Source organism: Lysobacter sp., from assembly GCA_013141175.1.
In the GTDB taxonomy this organism is placed as follows: domain Bacteria; phylum Pseudomonadota; class Gammaproteobacteria; order Xanthomonadales; family Xanthomonadaceae; genus Lysobacter_I.
Map to the genome: position 1 here is coordinate 617,726 of JABFRN010000001.1, position 15,011 is coordinate 632,736.

At 64.4% G+C, this 15,011-nt stretch carries 11 protein-coding genes; 3 read left to right on the forward strand and 8 right to left on the reverse strand.

Translation table 11 applies throughout. The features are described 5' to 3' along the window. Positions 1-24 precede the first annotated feature (24 nt). Positions 25-1,365, forward strand: coding sequence for a hypothetical protein (locus tag HOP03_02865; GenBank protein ID NOT87104.1), 1,341 nt, complete (start codon positions 25-27; stop codon positions 1,363-1,365). 223 nt (positions 1,366-1,588) lie between these two features. On the opposite strand, the gene HOP03_02870 is transcribed toward HOP03_02865, so the two are convergent. Both HOP03_02870 and HOP03_02875 read right to left on the reverse strand, forming a co-directional pair. Continuing rightward, positions 1,589-2,050 (reverse strand): cupin domain-containing protein, encoded by a 462-nt coding sequence (locus HOP03_02870; GenBank protein NOT87105.1) that lies wholly within the window; start codon positions 2,048-2,050, stop codon positions 1,589-1,591. Between the two features lie 13 nt (positions 2,051-2,063). After that, entirely contained in the window at positions 2,064-3,221 is a 1,158-nt protein-coding gene (locus HOP03_02875) for a peptidase M19 (protein ID NOT87106.1), read from the reverse strand. A 114-nt stretch (positions 3,222-3,335) separates the two neighbouring features. Between HOP03_02875 and HOP03_02880 the strand changes: the two genes are divergently transcribed. Beyond that, complete coding sequence (locus tag HOP03_02880; protein NOT87107.1) at positions 3,336-5,333, forward strand: S9 family peptidase; 1,998 nt, start codon at positions 3,336-3,338, stop codon at positions 5,331-5,333. Positions 5,334-5,488: 155 nt separating this feature from the next. On the opposite strand, the gene HOP03_02885 is transcribed toward HOP03_02880, so the two are convergent. The 4 genes from HOP03_02885 to HOP03_02900 form a co-directional block, all read right to left on the reverse strand. Beyond that, positions 5,489-6,763 carry an aminotransferase class III-fold pyridoxal phosphate-dependent enzyme gene (locus HOP03_02885; GenBank protein ID NOT87108.1) on the reverse strand — a complete coding sequence of 425 codons (1,275 nt, stop codon included), beginning with the start codon at positions 6,761-6,763 and terminating at the stop codon, positions 5,489-5,491. Between the two features lie 93 nt (positions 6,764-6,856). Further along, positions 6,857-7,843 carry a Nudix family hydrolase gene (locus HOP03_02890; protein NOT87109.1) on the reverse strand — a complete coding sequence of 329 codons (987 nt, stop codon included), beginning with the start codon at positions 7,841-7,843 and terminating at the stop codon, positions 6,857-6,859. A 140-nt stretch (positions 7,844-7,983) separates the two neighbouring features. After that, the gene (gene secA / locus HOP03_02895) at positions 7,984-10,707 is read right to left on the reverse strand and encodes a preprotein translocase subunit SecA (GenBank protein NOT87110.1); all 2,724 of its coding nucleotides are present in this window, start codon (positions 10,705-10,707) and stop codon (positions 7,984-7,986) included. Positions 10,708-10,866: 159 nt separating this feature from the next. Beyond that, positions 10,867-11,727 carry a M23 family metallopeptidase gene (locus HOP03_02900; protein ID NOT87111.1) on the reverse strand — a complete coding sequence of 287 codons (861 nt, stop codon included), beginning with the start codon at positions 11,725-11,727 and terminating at the stop codon, positions 10,867-10,869. Positions 11,728-11,872: 145 nt separating this feature from the next. Between HOP03_02900 and HOP03_02905 the strand changes: the two genes are divergently transcribed. After that, positions 11,873-12,340, forward strand: coding sequence for a DUF721 domain-containing protein (locus HOP03_02905; GenBank protein ID NOT87112.1), 468 nt, complete (start codon positions 11,873-11,875; stop codon positions 12,338-12,340). Positions 12,341-12,544: 204 nt separating this feature from the next. Here HOP03_02905 and HOP03_02910 read toward each other — a convergent pair whose 3' ends face one another. Next, complete coding sequence (locus HOP03_02910) at positions 12,545-13,453, reverse strand: UDP-3-O-acyl-N-acetylglucosamine deacetylase (protein NOT87113.1); 909 nt, start codon at positions 13,451-13,453, stop codon at positions 12,545-12,547. A gap of 279 nt (positions 13,454-13,732) precedes the next feature. After that, a complete protein-coding gene (ftsZ, locus tag HOP03_02915; protein NOT87114.1) occupies positions 13,733-14,971 on the reverse strand; it encodes a cell division protein FtsZ in 1,239 nt (412 codons plus the stop codon). Between the last annotated feature and the right edge of the window lie 40 nt (positions 14,972-15,011).

The following is a 15,011-nucleotide window of genomic DNA, read 5'->3' on the forward strand; positions in this document are numbered from 1 at the left end:
TCGCATCGACCCAAAGGAAGCATCATGCTGAAACGACTCCTCTGCTCCACGCTGCTGCTCTGCTCGTTCGGCACCCATGCCGGCAATTGGCAGAAAGAATTCTTTTCGTCCATGTCCAACGAACTGCCGGCGTCCCGTGGTGTTGCCGTGGACGACCTCGGCTTCGTCCATCTGCAGGCGTTCAACAAACAACCCTGGGGCACCGGCTACGATTTCGCGCACCTGTATACGCTCAATGCGCAGGGCCAGGCGCCTTGGATCTGGGGTTTGACGCAGGTCGATCGAAAATCCGATTGCGGGGTCTACGCGAAGTCCGGCCAGCGCCTCGACTGTTTCAGGACCGCAGGCTACAACGGCGACGACACGCGGCTTGAAATGCGGTCGCGCTACGATGCCTATCCCGTCTGGCAGGCAAGGCTGCCTGGCGAAGTCGAACTGCTCGACGCCAGCATCCCCGTCGCGGACGAGGCGTTGATCGTCGGCAAGCTGACCGGGCCATGGGGCGACGAACTGGGCGTATTCCGGATTGCCGGGTATGGAGCGATCAACGTGCTCTCGGTCACGCCCACGTGTCCCCACCCCGGCCAGAGCATGATCATGTCCCGGTTCCGCATGCCGAAACAGGACAGCGAAAGCATCCGTCACATCAAGGCCTGCTGGAACAGTTTCGGCACGACCGAACTGATACTGGAAACGTTCGACCCGTACGCCGGCCAGTGGACTGCATTATCGACCTGGGAGATTGCCTATGGCGAGCAACTGCTGCATGCGGACATCAATGCCGAGGGCAAGGCCTTCGCACTGATCGAGCATAAAGACGGATTGCGCGAATTGCTGCGCACGCCCGTCTACGCCGATCAATGGGAAACGTTGCCGTTCCCGATCGAAGGAAAAATCACCGCCTTCCTCGTCGGCCCACAGGGTCTGGTGGTCGCCAGCCTGCCCCCTGCACCGGAAGTCGGCTCTGTGCAGTTGGACACGTTGGCCTATACATCGGTGCAGATCGGTGGCCTCCCGATGACCGTGGGCTGGTTCGATATGAACGCGTACTGGCCGATGATGCAGTGGTTTCCGCAATTGAGCGATGTCGCTCCGCAAAGCTTCGCACTGTCCAGCCAGGGCGCCCTGATCATCGTCGGCGCCAGTCTTACGCAGCCCAACTCGCAACAGCTCTGGCTCGCGAATCACCATGGGCAAGTCGACAGTATCGCCTCGCTGCCGCTCGCCGCGAACGAAACCGCCGTCGGCAAGACGTATCTGATCGGCGGCCCCGATAATGCCGCGACCATCGCGCGCACGATCCGACGCGACGGCATGCAGATCGGAGTTCGGGTCGATCAGTACGCCTTGCCGTTCTCGCCTTGAGGGTATTGCGACGGAATGCCGCAAGCGACTCGAATGGCGACATGCCAACACGGCGCCGCAATCGCGGCGCTGCGTTTTCGGATGGAACGTCCGGCGCTGCGACGAAAACGAACAGGCCGGATCCAGAACGCCGTTGCCGACGGCGATGGCGCCGGAAACGCCACAGCCATCCAGCGCACGACAGCGCCTGCCGCGTGGAAATATCAGCGTCGATCCAACATCGTCAATACGGACTCGACGCCGGCTCGCCTTCGGTATCCGTCCAGATGTCGTCAGGCAGCGACCGGTCGCGGTGGCACACCCGATCGTGATCGGGATAGGTGATCCTGTCTACAGGCGCCCGAGTGCCGATCACCAGGCAACGCGTGGGCGATGCGCTGCGATTCCACAGGCAGTGACCGACGGCAACCCCCGCACGGAAGGTCGCCGCGTCGCCTGCATTCAAAAGCGTTTCGGTATCGCCTTCGATCAGCGTCAGCTGGCCTTCCAGGACATAGACCAGTTCGTCCTCTGCGACATGCCAATGTTTGATCGATGAGCGCGTTCCCGGCTGCAGGACTTCCACGAAAGCGCCGAACTGGGTCAGCCCACCGGCCTCTGAAATCCAGAGCGTCAGGTTGGGTTCGACCGATCCATCGGCGAGGTTCTCTTCCTTGACGAAGCATTCCGGTGTGAGTGCAGTCATGCCTGTGCGTCCTTCATGCTTGTTCGAGCGGAACCGCAGCCCGACCCCAGGCTTCGCCCATCACCCGTGCGAAATTCCCACCCAGAATCTTCGCGATCCGCGCATCCGGGTGCCCGCGCTTCGACAGCATCGCTGCGAGCATATCGAAGCGGTCCGCGCGGTTCAGATCGGGAATGAACGTGTAGAGGTCCGGCGGACGACCGCGTTCGAACACGCCGTCCTCGACCGCACCGGCGACCCATTCGCGATTGTCCTGCTCGTATGCCGGCGTGCGCTCGATCGGCGCGATCCCGCTGTCGGTACCGATGCCGACGTGGTCCTCGCCGCAGACCTTCACCGCGTGCTCGATGTGGCGGATCACATCGATCGCCATCGGCTGCGTGTCGGTGCGCAGATACGGCCAGAAAATGATGCCGGCGACGCCGCCTTTCTCCGCCAGCGCGCGCAGGGTCGCGTCGTCGGTATTGCGCGGCAGGTCGGCGAGCGCGCGGCAGCCGGTGTGGCTGATCAGCATCGGCGCGCGCGAGGCGGCGATGCCTTCGGCCATCGTGCGCGCCGAGCCGTGGGCGAGATCGACCACGATCTTCTCTGCGTTCAGGCGTTCCACCACCTGCCGGCCGAAGTTGCTCAGCCCTGCATTGCCCGGTTCCATGCAGCCATCGCCGACGAGGTTGCGACGGTTGTGGGTGAGCTGGATCACGCGCACGCCGCGCGCGCTGAACAGCGCGATGCGATCGAGATCCTCGCCCAGCGATTCGGTGCCCTGGAAGCCGTAGATCAAACCGAGTTTGCCCTCACGCCGCGCACGCTGCAGATCGTCGCCGCTGCGCACCGCGAGCAAGTGATCCGGATAGCGCGCGATGATCCCGTCCCACGTGTCGATGGTCGCCTTGGTCTTCTCGAACGCGGCGTCGTCCAGCCAGAACCGGCCCGAAGGCGCGAGCGTCAGGACGATGCCGCCGAGCCCGGAGGCGCGGATCGCGTCGAGTTCCGCCTTGACCGCCGCGTCGTCGTTCTCGAACCAGAACAGGCCGGTGCCGCCAGCGCCATCGATCGCGATCGTGCGCGGGTACGGAGGCCATGCCGCGGCCTGTGCGGTGGCGAATCGGCCGGCGGCCAGCGCGAGCGCACCGAATCCGAATGTCTTGAGCGCATCGCGACGCGTGGCCATGGCGTTCTCCGCAGGTGACGGGAAGAGTCTACCTCCGTCGGCCATGACTTTCGGCTACGTCGCGGGTCGACGGTAGCGGCTATGCTCGAACACTGATTCCACCGGGGACATGCCATGTTGCGCCGCCACACGCTCGCCGCCGCCCTGCTCGGCCTCGCCTGCACCCTGCCCGCGCTCGCGCAAACCGCACCCGATGCGACCGCCGTGCGTGAAGAGGTTGGCAACCGCATCAGCGAACATATTCCCGCGATTCCGACCGAGCTGGTCGATCGCCTCAATCGCTACCAGAACACCCGTGGCGGCAGCGTTGCCGGCTGGACGAAGAACGGCTGCCTGCTGGTCGGCACCCGCTTCGCCGAAACCAACCAGGCGCATCGCGTCTGCCAGCCGCTGGGCATGCGCGAACAGCTGACGTTCTATCCCGAGCCGCTGGGCGGAATGTCGCCATCGCCGGCGGAATCGCCGCTCGACGGCTTCGTGTTCTCGAAGGACAAGGGCGGCGACGAGTTTTCGCAGTTGTACTGGTTCGATCATGCGACGCGCAACGTGACGCTGTTGACCGATGGCAAGCGCACCCAGAATTCCGGCGGCCAGTTTTCGCGGGATGGCAAACTCCTGGCGTATCGCAGCACGGCGCGCAACGGCACCGACACCGATGTTTGGGTGCGCGATATCGACACCGGCACCGCCAAACCCGTGGTGACGGCAGGCGGCAGTTGGAGCGCGCTGGATTTCTCGCCCGACGGTAAACACCTGCTGGTGATGAAGGTGGTGTCGGCGGCCGAGGCATACCCGGGCGAAGTGGATCTGGCGACAGGCAGGCTGACCCTGTTCCCCGTCGATGGCGGCAAGGCCGCGTTCGGCGGTTTCGCGTACGCGCCCGATGGCAAGTCGGTGTACTTCGTATCCGATGAGCCCGTGAACGGCGCCGCGCAGGAATTCCAGACGCTTCGCCACCACGATCCCGCGACCGGCAAGCTGACGGTCCTCAGCGCGAGGATTCCGTGGGATGTCGCAGGCTTCAATCTTTCCGACGACGGCAAGCACCTGGCATACGTCACCAACGAAGACGGCATCAGCCGGCTGCGCGTACTGTCGCTGCCATCGCACCGCGAGATCGCACTTCCGACGCTGCCGATCGGCGTGTTCGGCTCGGGCACGTTTTCGCCCGACGGCACGCGTCTCGCGCTGACGCTCAACAGCGCGACCTCGCCCAGCGATGTATTCGTGATCGATCTGGCCAAGGCCACGCTCACGCGCTGGACGCAGAGCGAGGTCGGCGGCCTGGACGCGTCGAAATTCATCGCGCCGACATTGGTCCGCTATCCGACCTTCGACAGCGTCGATGGCAAGCGCCGCACGATCCCCGCGTTCTACTATCGTCCGGCGACCGTGCCGGCCGGGCGCAAATTGCCGGTGATCATCAGCATCCACGGCGGACCGGAAAGCCAGTCGCTGCCCACGTTCAATCCCACCGCGCAGTTCATGGCGAACGAACTCGGCGTGGCGATGCTGGTGCCGAACGTGCGCGGTTCGAGCGGCTACGGCAAGACCTATCTTTCGCTGGACAACGGACAGCGTCGCGAAGACTCGGTGAAGGACATCGGCGCGTTGCTCGACTGGGTCGCGCAGCAGCCGGAGCTGGACAGCTCGCGCATCGGCGTCATGGGCGGCAGCTACGGCGGCTACATGGTGCTCGCCTCGCTGATGCACTACAGCGACCGCATCCGCGCCGGCATCGACGTGGTCGGCATTTCGAACTTCGGTACGTTTCTCAAGAACACCGAAAGCTATCGTCGCGATCTGCGTCGGGCGGAATACGGCGACGAACGCGATCCGAAGATGATGGCGACCTTCGAGCGCATTTCGCCGTTGAACCATGCCGACCGCATCACTTCGAAACTCTTCGTCGCCCAGGGCAAGAACGATCCGCGCGTGCCGTACACCGAAGCCGAGCAGATCGTGAAAGCGGTGCGCGCCAACGGCCAGCCGGTGTGGTATCTGCTGTATGCCGACGAAGGCCACGGTTTCCGCAAGAAGAGCAACAACGATTATTTCGGCGCGGCGAGCATGCTGTTCTGGCAGCAGAATCTGTTGAACGAGGGCCGCTGACACCGCTTTGGCGATGCGTTGTCCACCGCAGCAGGGACGGCATCGCCGTCGCTGCGGTGGAGATCAACGATGAAGAGCAACGGTGAAGATCGGGCGGTGAAGATCGGCGGTGAGTGGACGCGGGCGAAAGCGGACGACGCCGACGCCCACGATGATCAGGCCGGCTGCCCAACCGGCGCAGGAGGCTCGACCACGATCGATCGAGCGACCTCGACCAGATGTCTTGCAATGGATTGCAGCTGCGCGGCGGACACGATCAGCGGCGGCGTCATCAGCAGCGTGCCCCGACGATGCGGCGCCGGAGCCATCACCACATTGTGTTCGCGCATGCCGACCCACAGTTCCATCAACGGAACCCGCTTGGTGCGCACCGCCAACATCAGGCCGCGACCGGAGATCTCGAACTCTTCGCCGGCCGGGTCGTGTTCCGCCATGGCGGCACGGAAGATGCGTTCGCCCTCGGCGGCAAGACGGCAGACATCGAGCCGCTCCGCCTCCGCCAACACCGCCGATGCGCACGCCATCGACATCGGATTTCCGGCCATGGTCGCACCGTGGATCTTTGCGCGCCCCTTGCCGAACACCGCGTCGAACACCGGGTTCTTGCACAACACCGCAGACACCGGCAGCAAGGCGCCAGTGAGGCCTTTCGACACCACCACCATGTCCGGCCTGAATTCGGAGCGCCAGTGATGGAAGCCGAACCAGCGCCCGGTGCGGCCGATGCCCGACGCCACTTCATCGGCGATCAACATCGTGCCGGTTTCGCGGCAGGCATCGCTGAGCGCAGCCAGATGCTCGGACGTCTGTTCGATCGAGCCGGCGCTGGCCTGGATCGGCTCCAGCACGACCGCCGCAACATCGCCCTTGGCGAGTCGTGCGCGGACGATTCCGGGGTCGAGCGACGGCAGGGTTTCGGCGAATTCGAGCGGTGTCGCGATGCCATCGCTCCAGAACTTTTCGCCCGCCAACGCGGTGGCGATGCCGGTGAGACCATGGAAGCCTCCACTCAGACCGAGAAAGCTGCGCCGGCCGGTGGCGATCGCGGCGAACTTCAGCGCAGCCTCGACCGCTTCCGCACCGGCGGAGAAGAACTGCACCTTGTCGAAATCGGCGTCGGCGAGGCGCAGCAGCGTGTCCGCAACCTTCGATGCCTCCGACGACCAGCCGAATGTGCTGATCGAGGCGCCGGGCGCCTGGAGATGATCGATCAAGGCCTGTTCGACAACCGGCGAGCGATGCCCCAGCGTGGCGGTGCCGAAGCCCGAGGTGGCGTCGAGATATTCACGCCCCGTATCGTCGATCAACAGGCAGCCGCGCGCTTCGCGCCATGGCCGCTCGAGTTTCAGCATGGCCAGCACATCGACCCAGTAGGGATTCATCGTCCGCGTATAGCGGGCGATATCGGTTTCGGTCGAAGTACCTTCCATCGCAACACTCCATTTGTTCATCGGCTTCAAAGCAAGTGGTGGAACTTACACGCGGGACCGGAGACTGGCAATTTTCCGAAACGATAATGAGTCTCAAACTTCGTCCGGCCACAGGCTCCTGATCGCGGCAATGCCTTGGGCACCCCTTTCGCGCGCGTGCACGACATCATCGCGGCGCATGCCGCCGATCGCATACAGCGGAATCGCAACGCGCTCGCGGCGTTCGACGAAACCATCCCATCCGATGCCGACCTCACCCGGATGGGACGGCGTGGGCAACACGGGGCCGAGCACCGCAGCATCGCAACCCAGCGCCTGCGCGGCAGCGAGGTCTTCGTGCGAATGGCAGGACGCGATCACCGGCAACCCTTGCGATAGCGGGCGCATCGACAAGGCCATCAACTGGGCTGCGCGCAGATGCACGCCGATACCGAGCGTCTGCGCAAGCGCGATATCGCCATTGACCAGCACTTCGGCATCGGCGTCGCGCGCGGCGCGCGTCGCTTGTTCGACCAGCCGGCGCCAGCGCTCCGGCGCATCCCCGGCTGTCGCGCGACCGCGCAATTGCACCCGACGCACACCATTCTCAAGCGCTTTGCGCAGGCTCGACAGCCAGCGCGCATCGTCGTCGCCGGGCTCGGGCGTGATCAGATAGTGTTCCGGATCGAGCAGCGCGGCCACCACCGGTCGATCGGCGTCCGGCATCGCGTAGCTCGCGAGCTTGTGCGGCGGCACCCAGGCCAGCGCCTGGCCGTCGAGGCCTTTGACCATACCGCTCCACGATGCGATGCGACGCACATCGAGACGCAAGCGTTTATGAGGATACTGTTGCGGCACGGCGATGACCGCATCGCCCACCTGCGCCTCGATGCCGAGTTCTTCGTGCAGTTCGCGCACCAGCGCCTGTTCCGGCGTTTCGCCGGGATCGACCTTGCCGCCGGGAAATTCCCACAGGCCCGCGAGATCGCGACCTTCGGTGCGACGCGCCAGCAGCACACGGCCGCGCGCATCGTTGATCACACCGGCGACGACGTGGACGATGTTCCCGCTTCGACTTCGGTCGCTGTCGCTGTCGCTCATCGCGAAGAACGGTCCCTGCTCTGGAATGGCTTGCGGATGTTTTACCGCTGCGGGGGATGCGGGGCAAGCGGGCCTGGCGTTCATCCAAAAAAAAACGGCCCGCGAAACTCGCGGGCCATCGTTCTGGAACATCGGTCGATTCAGGCCAATTGGCCGTGGCAGTGTTTGTACTTCTTGCCGGAACCGCACGGACAGGGATCGTTGCGCCCGACCTTCGGTACTTCGGAAGGATTCTGATAGTCCGGATCCGCGGCTTCTTCGTCGGCGCTGTAGCCGCCCATATCCGGATGCTGGAACTGCATCTGGCGCGCGACCGCTTCGGCGCGCGCCCGCTCGGCGGCTTCGGCCTGCGCGATCTCTTCCTCGCTGCGGATCCGCACGCGGGCCAACAGCGAAATCACTTCGCGCTTGACCTTCTCCAGCAGCTCGCTGAACAGCTCGAACGCTTCTTTCTTGTATTCCTGCTTCGGCTGTTTCTGCGCGTAACCGCGCAGATGGATGCCCTGGCGCAGATAGTCCATCCGCCCGAGATGCTCCTTCCAGCTCTGGTCGAGCACGGTCAGCATCAGATGTTTTTCGAGCATGCGCATGGTGTCGCTGCCGATCGCGGTTTCCTTGTCTTCGAACAGTTTGGCGACCTCGGCCTGCGCGAGGGCAGCGATGCCTTCGGCGTCGATCTCGGTCTTTTCCTGCACGGCCTTCGCGATCGACTGCGGCAGATTGAATTCGGCCGCCAACTCTGCGTCCAGGCCCTGCAGGTCCCATTGTTCGTCGATGGAATTCGGCGGTACGAAGCGATCGACCAGATCGGCGACCACGTCGGCGCGGATATCGTCGATGTTCTGCTGGATGCTCTCGGCTTCCAGCAACTCGTCGCGCTGGCGATAGATGACCTTGCGCTGATCGTTGTTGACGTCATCGAAATCGAGCAGGTTCTTGCGGATGTCGAAGTTGTGCGCTTCGACCTTGCGCTGCGCGCCGGCGATCTGCTTGCTGACCAGCGGGCTTTCGATGATGTCGTCTTCCTTCAGGCCCATCCGCGCCATCATCCGCTGCACCCAGTCGGCGGCGAAGATGCGCATCAGGTTGTCTTCGAGCGACAGATAGAACCGCGAGGAGCCGGGATCGCCCTGACGGCCGGAGCGGCCACGCAGCTGGTTGTCGATGCGGCGCGATTCGTGACGCTCGGTGCCGACGATATGCAGGCCGCCGCTGGCTTTCACCGCGTCGTGACGTTGTTGCCACTCCGCCTTGATCCGCTGGCGTTCGGCATCGCCCAGCTCGGCGCCGGCTTCCGCTTCCAGCGCGGCGATCTCGGATTCCAGCGAGCCGCCAAGCACGATGTCGGTACCGCGACCGGCCATGTTGGTGGCGATGGTCACCGCATGAGGACGCCCGGCCTGCGCGACGATGTGCGCTTCGCGCTCGTGCTGCTTGGCGTTGAGCACTTCATGGACGATGCCGGCTTCCTTGAGCTGCGCGGACAACATCTCGGAGACTTCGATGGACGTGGTGCCCACCAGCACCGGCTGGCCTCGGCCGTTCGCGTCGCGGATTTCGTTGACCACCGCGCGGTACTTGCCGGTCTTGTTGAGGAACACCGCGTCGGGATGATCCTTGCGCACCATCTCGCGATGGGTCGGGATGACCACCACTTCGAGCGCGTAGATGTTCTGGAATTCGTAGGCTTCGGTGTCCGCGGTGCCGGTCATGCCCGACAGCTTCTTGTACATGCGGAACAGGTTCTGGAAGGTGATGCTGGCCAGCGTCTGGTTGTCGCGCTGCACCGGCACGCCTTCCTTCGCTTCGACCGCCTGGTGCAGGCCGTCGGACCAACGACGACCCACCAGGGTACGACCGGTGAATTCGTCGACGATCACCACTTCCCCATCGCGAACGATGTAGTCGACATCGCGCTGGAACAGCGCATGCGCGCGCATCGCGGCGTTGAGATGGTGGACCACATGGATGTTGTGCGCCGCGTACAGGCCGTCGTTCTCATCGATGATGCCGTTGCGACGCAGCAGATCTTCGGCGTGCTCCTGGCCGGCTTCGGACAGATGCACCTGCTTGCTCTTCTCGTCGACCCAGAAATCGCCGACGCCGTCCTCCACTTCCTGTCGCTTCAGCTGCGGCACGATGCGATTGACCTTGACGTACAGCTCCGGCGATTCGTCGGCGGGGCCGGAAATGATCAGCGGCGTGCGCGCCTCGTCGATCAGGATCGAGTCGACTTCGTCGACGATCGCGTAATGCAGGCCGCGCTGGTGGCGGTCTTCCTTCGACAGCGCCATGTTGTCGCGCAGGTAGTCGAAGCCGAATTCGTTGTTGGTGCCGTAGGTGATGTCCGAACCGTAGGCGGCAGCCTTGTCGCCGTGGTTCATGCCCGGATACACCACGCCGACCGACAGGCCAAGCCAGTTGTAGAGCTTGCCCATCCACGCCGAGTCGCGTCGTGCGAGGTAGTCGTTGACGGTCACGACGTGCACGCCCTGGCCTTCGAGCGCATTGAGATACACCGGCAACGTCGCGACCAGGGTCTTGCCTTCGCCGGTACGCATTTCGGCGATCTTGCCCAGATGCAGCACCATGCCGCCGATCAGCTGCACGTCGTAGTGACGCATGCCCAGCACGCGATTCGAGGCTTCGCGGCAGACCGCGAAGGCTTCGGGGAGCACCTTGTCGAGGGTTTCGCCGTTGGCGACGCGTGCCTTGAGTTCCGGCGTCTTCGCCTGGAGCTCGGCGTCGGAGAGCGCCTGCATCTGCGGTTCGAGGGCATTGATCTTCTTGACGATGCCGCCGAGTTGCTTGACGAAACGATCGTTGCGGCTACCGAAGATACTGGTCAACAGGCGATTGAGCATGGGCGGAGAATGATCGAAAGAGGAAGGGTCAGCGGCGCCGGGCAACGGCTGTCCGCAACAAAAAGGGGCGCAGCGCGCCCCTCCGCAACACTCGATTGTACTTGGAGCCGGTGCCCCGGGGTATCAAGCCCCGGATACCAACCACAGCTCGGGCGGGCTTCAGCCCTTGCCGGCGGGCTTGGCCGCGGCTTGACCGAGGAACTGGTTCGGATTGACCACGACCCCGTTGTCCCAGACCTCGAAGTGCACGTGAGCGCCGGTGGATCGGCCGGTGGACCCTGCCTTGGCGATCTCCTGCCCACCGCGAACCAGATCGCCGACCTGGCCGATCAGGCGCGAGTTGTGCGCATACCGGGTGACATAGCCGTTGCCGTGATCGACCTCGACCACGTTGCCGTAGCCGGAACGGACGCCGGAATAGGTCACGACGCCATCGCCGACCGCCAACACCGGATCACCGGTGTTGGCCTCGAAATCGATGCCTTTGTGCTGCTGGCTGCCGCCGCCGAACGGATCTGCGCGATAGCCGAAGCCGGAGGTGACATAGCTGTTGGCGATCGGGTCGCGGGTCGGCATCGCGTTCTTGTCCAATTCGCGATTGAACAACAGCGCCTCGAGGACAGACAGCTGGCTGCCGGAATGCTTCAACTGGGCACCGAGGTCGGCCAAACCATCGCGCAGGCCGCGAGCCGGCATATCGCGCACCGGGCCGACACCACCGACGCCCACCGGCTTGTCGAAATCGAATTCGCCGTCGCCGAGCTGGGCGACGCGGGTCAAGCGCTCGCCGAGCGCATTGAGACGATTGGCTTCGGCCTGCAGTTCGCCGAGTCGCGCGGCGAGCGCGTTGACTTCGCGCTGCGCCTCGCGGCGCGTCGTTTCGAGGCCGCTCCGCTGGATTTCGACATCGGCCTTGAGGCGACTGTATTCGGCACCGCGCAACAGACCCTGCCCGGTCGTGCCGAACAGCGCGCCGACCGTCAACAGGCAGACTGCGCAATAGGCCGGCTTCTCCCGCATCGCTTGGGAGCCGATTTCGGCCGCACGCACGACGCGAGGGCGGAGCTTGTCGGCGACGTGGATCGTCGTGGTCCGAACCGCGCGCGCGGCAGTCGCCATATGGCGGTGCGCAATGTCGATAAAGCTGTGTAAAGTCATCGGCTGTATGTCTCGTTCGCGATCCAATCCTCCCCCCGCCCGCCCGTCCACCGGGCCACAGGCTGCCATCGACGCCTTGCTCGGCGGCGAGGCCAGCGACCCTGTTCGCCGGGCGCTCTGGCTGGAAGCATTGGATCTGCAGCTTCGTCCCTGCCTTCCTCCCGGGCTCGCAGCGCATGCGCGCCTGGCGAACATCGATCGTGGAAGACTCGTTTACCTGGTGGATTCACCGGTGTGGCATGCCCGAATGCGGCTTGCTGCCACCGATATCCTCGACACGGCCCGTTCCTTCGGACTGGAAGCGACCGATCTGGTGGTGAAGACCGCGAGCGGGCCGCAGGCGATGCGACCTCAGAACGCCGTGACTTCGACTGCCGTTTCAGCTTCTCCCCTGTCTGCGGCCGCACGCGAGGCTTTCGCGACCGCACTCGCTTCCCGGGATGATGTGCCGCCGGGAAAGGATGCTTCTTCCTGATGCCCACCCATCCGCCGCGCCCATTGACGGGCTGACGGACGGGTACGGAGGGAATGCTACCGGCGGGCGCCGCCGCACAGGTTAAGAAGCCGAGGCTTTTTCGTTAAGGTTTTGTGAAACGCACGATTCCAGTTCACGGATCGGGCAATCCGCCCGTCCTGTTCAGGAAGACAGCCCATCCGGCGGGCGTGGAGCGGCGAGGACTCAAGCCAGCTGGGGCGTCCCGAAAACAACCGGGACCGGCGCGTCGCGCCCGAAACTCACTTCTTCCCAGGCGGACTGCTCGGCGAGCAGCGCGCGGACCAGCTTGTTGTTGAGCGCATGGCCCGATTTGAAGCCCTCGTAGGCCCCGAGGATCGGGTGCCCCGCGAGGTAGAGATCACCCACGGCGTCAAGGATCTTGTGGCGGACGAATTCGTCCGCGTAGCGCAGGCCATCGTCGTTCAGTACGCGGAACTCGTCGAGCACGATGGCGTTGTCCATCGAGCCGCCGAGACCGAGATTTCGTTCGCGCATGAATTCCAGATCGCGCATGAAACCGAAGGTTCGGGCGCGACTGACTTCCTTGATGTAGTTTTCGGTCGAGAACTCGACGACCGCGCGCGAGCGCGAAGTCGGAATCGCCGGATGATCGAATTCCACGGTGAAACCAAGGCGAAAACCGTTGTAGGGCTCGAACCGCGCGACCTTGTCGCCATCGCGGACTTCCACGGTTTTCAGGATCCGCATGAAACGCTTGGGCGCATTCTGTTCGACGACGCCGGCGGACTGCAGCAGGAAGACGAACGGCCCGGAAGAGCCGTCCATGATCGGCACTTCGGGTGCGGAGAGTTCGATATAGAGATTGTCGACGCCCAGACCGGCGAGCGCGGACATCAGGTGTTCGACCGTCATCGCCTTGCCGCCATCGTGGGACAGGCCGGTGCAGAGCATGGTTTCGGTGACGTAGTCGGCGCGCGCCGGAATTTCGACGACAGGGTCCAGGTCGACGCGACGGAACACGATGCCGGTATCGACCGGGGCCGGGCGCAGGGTCAGATAGACCTTCTCGCCGCTGTGCAGACCCACGCCGGTGGCGCGGATCATGTTCTGCAGGGTGCGTTGCTGGGCCATGATCGGAATTCGGGAGGATGCCGGAAAATGCACGAATCCAAGGGCTTCGGATGGTGCGGACGGCGAGATTAGCACGTGGAATGCTGAACCTGAACGGAAGCGACGCAGTGTTCCCGCACTGCAACATCGGAGCAGCGGCAACGACACGGTCAAAAGCCCGCCGGCCCTGCGGGCACGGCGGGAAAAGCAGATCGCCGACGAGCGGAGGACAGCCGCGCGCACGGGTAGGTTCGCCCCACTACCCCGACCGGACAGCCGGGGCGGAGGGGATGGCGCCGATCAATCCGCCTGGCGGCGCAGAAAGGCGGGGATATCCAGATAGCTGCTGTCGCTGCCGAAATCGGCGGCGGCCGGCGCCGAGGTCTCGGTGTGGTGCCCACGGCCACGCAGGTTGGCGGCGATGCCCGCGCCCGGCGAGAAGCTTTCGGTCTCGTCGATCATCATCCCGGTGGTGCCGTCGCGGCGACCTTGGGTATTGATCAACTGCACCTGTGGACGACGCACGGGCGCGAATGCTTCCTCGCGATCGTTGCCGCGCACGGCCTGACGCGCCACCGAGCGGTTGAGGCCGGTGGCGACCACGGTCACCCGCACCTCGTCCTGCATGTCGGGGTCGAGCACGGTGCCGATGACCACGGTCGCGTCTTCCGAAGCGAAGTTCTCGATGGTGCGACCGACTTCGTCGAACTCGGCCATCGTGAAGTCCGGGCCGGCGGTGATGTTGACCAGGATGCCGTTGGCACCGGCGAGGTTCACATCGTCGAGCAGCGGATTGTTGATCGCGCCCTCGGCAGCGGCCTGCGCGCGATCGTCGCCGCGCGCGGTGCCGGTGCCCATCATCGCCAGGCCCATTTCGCTCATGACGGTGCGCACGTCGGCAAAGTCGACGTTGATCAGGCCCGGACGCACGATCAGATCGGCGATGCCCTGCACCGCGCCCTGCAGCACGTCGTTGGCGGCGCGGAACGCCTGGATCATGGTGGCGTTGCGGCCGAGCACGGTGATCAGCTTCTCGTTGGGGATCGTGATCAGCGAATCGCAGTGCTGCGACAGCTCTTCGATGCCCTTGAGCGCGACCTGCATGCGACGACGGCCTTCGAACGGGAACGGCTTGGTGACGACGGCCACGGTGAGAATGCCCATCTCCTTCGCCAACTGCGCGACGACCGGCGCAGCGCCGGTGCCGGTGCCGCCGCCCATGCCGGCGGTGATGAAGACCATGTCGGCGCCCTGCAGCGCATCCATGATCCGCTCGCGATCTTCCAGCGCGGCCTGGCGGCCGACTTCCGGATTCGCGCCCGCACCCAGGCCTTTGGTGACGTTGCTGCCGAGCTGCAGCTGCAGCTTGGCGCCGCAGTTCTTGATCGCCTGCGAGTCGGTGTTGGCGGTGATGAACTCCACGCCTTCGATGCAGCCGTTGACCATGTGCGCTACGGCGTTGCCGCCACCGCCGCCCACGCCGACGACCTTGATGACCGCGTTGGGCGCCATCTTTTCCACCAGTTCGAAATATGCCATGTCCGTGTCCTCGTCTAGTTATAGGTATTGCTGTTGTTGT

Coding starts and splice junctions, on each gene's coding strand:
- HOP03_02900 (NOT87111.1), bottom strand. CDS start 11,727: ATGCGGGAGAAGCCGGCCTATTGCGCAGTCTGCCTGTTGACGGTCGGC.
- HOP03_02885 (NOT87108.1), bottom strand. CDS start 6,763: ATGGAAGGTACTTCGACCGAAACCGATATCGCCCGCTATACGCGGACG.
- HOP03_02865 (NOT87104.1), top strand. CDS start 25: ATGCTGAAACGACTCCTCTGCTCCACGCTGCTGCTCTGCTCGTTCGGC.
- HOP03_02880 (NOT87107.1), top strand. CDS start 3,336: ATGTTGCGCCGCCACACGCTCGCCGCCGCCCTGCTCGGCCTCGCCTGC.
- ftsZ (NOT87114.1), bottom strand. CDS start 14,971: ATGGCATATTTCGAACTGGTGGAAAAGATGGCGCCCAACGCGGTCATC.
- HOP03_02870 (NOT87105.1), bottom strand. CDS start 2,050: ATGACTGCACTCACACCGGAATGCTTCGTCAAGGAAGAGAACCTCGCC.
- HOP03_02890 (NOT87109.1), bottom strand. CDS start 7,843: ATGAGCGACAGCGACAGCGACCGAAGTCGAAGCGGGAACATCGTCCAC.
- HOP03_02905 (NOT87112.1), top strand. CDS start 11,873: ATGTCTCGTTCGCGATCCAATCCTCCCCCCGCCCGCCCGTCCACCGGG.
- HOP03_02875 (NOT87106.1), bottom strand. CDS start 3,221: ATGGCCACGCGTCGCGATGCGCTCAAGACATTCGGATTCGGTGCGCTC.
- secA (NOT87110.1), bottom strand. CDS start 10,707: ATGCTCAATCGCCTGTTGACCAGTATCTTCGGTAGCCGCAACGATCGT.
- HOP03_02910 (NOT87113.1), bottom strand. CDS start 13,453: ATGGCCCAGCAACGCACCCTGCAGAACATGATCCGCGCCACCGGCGTG.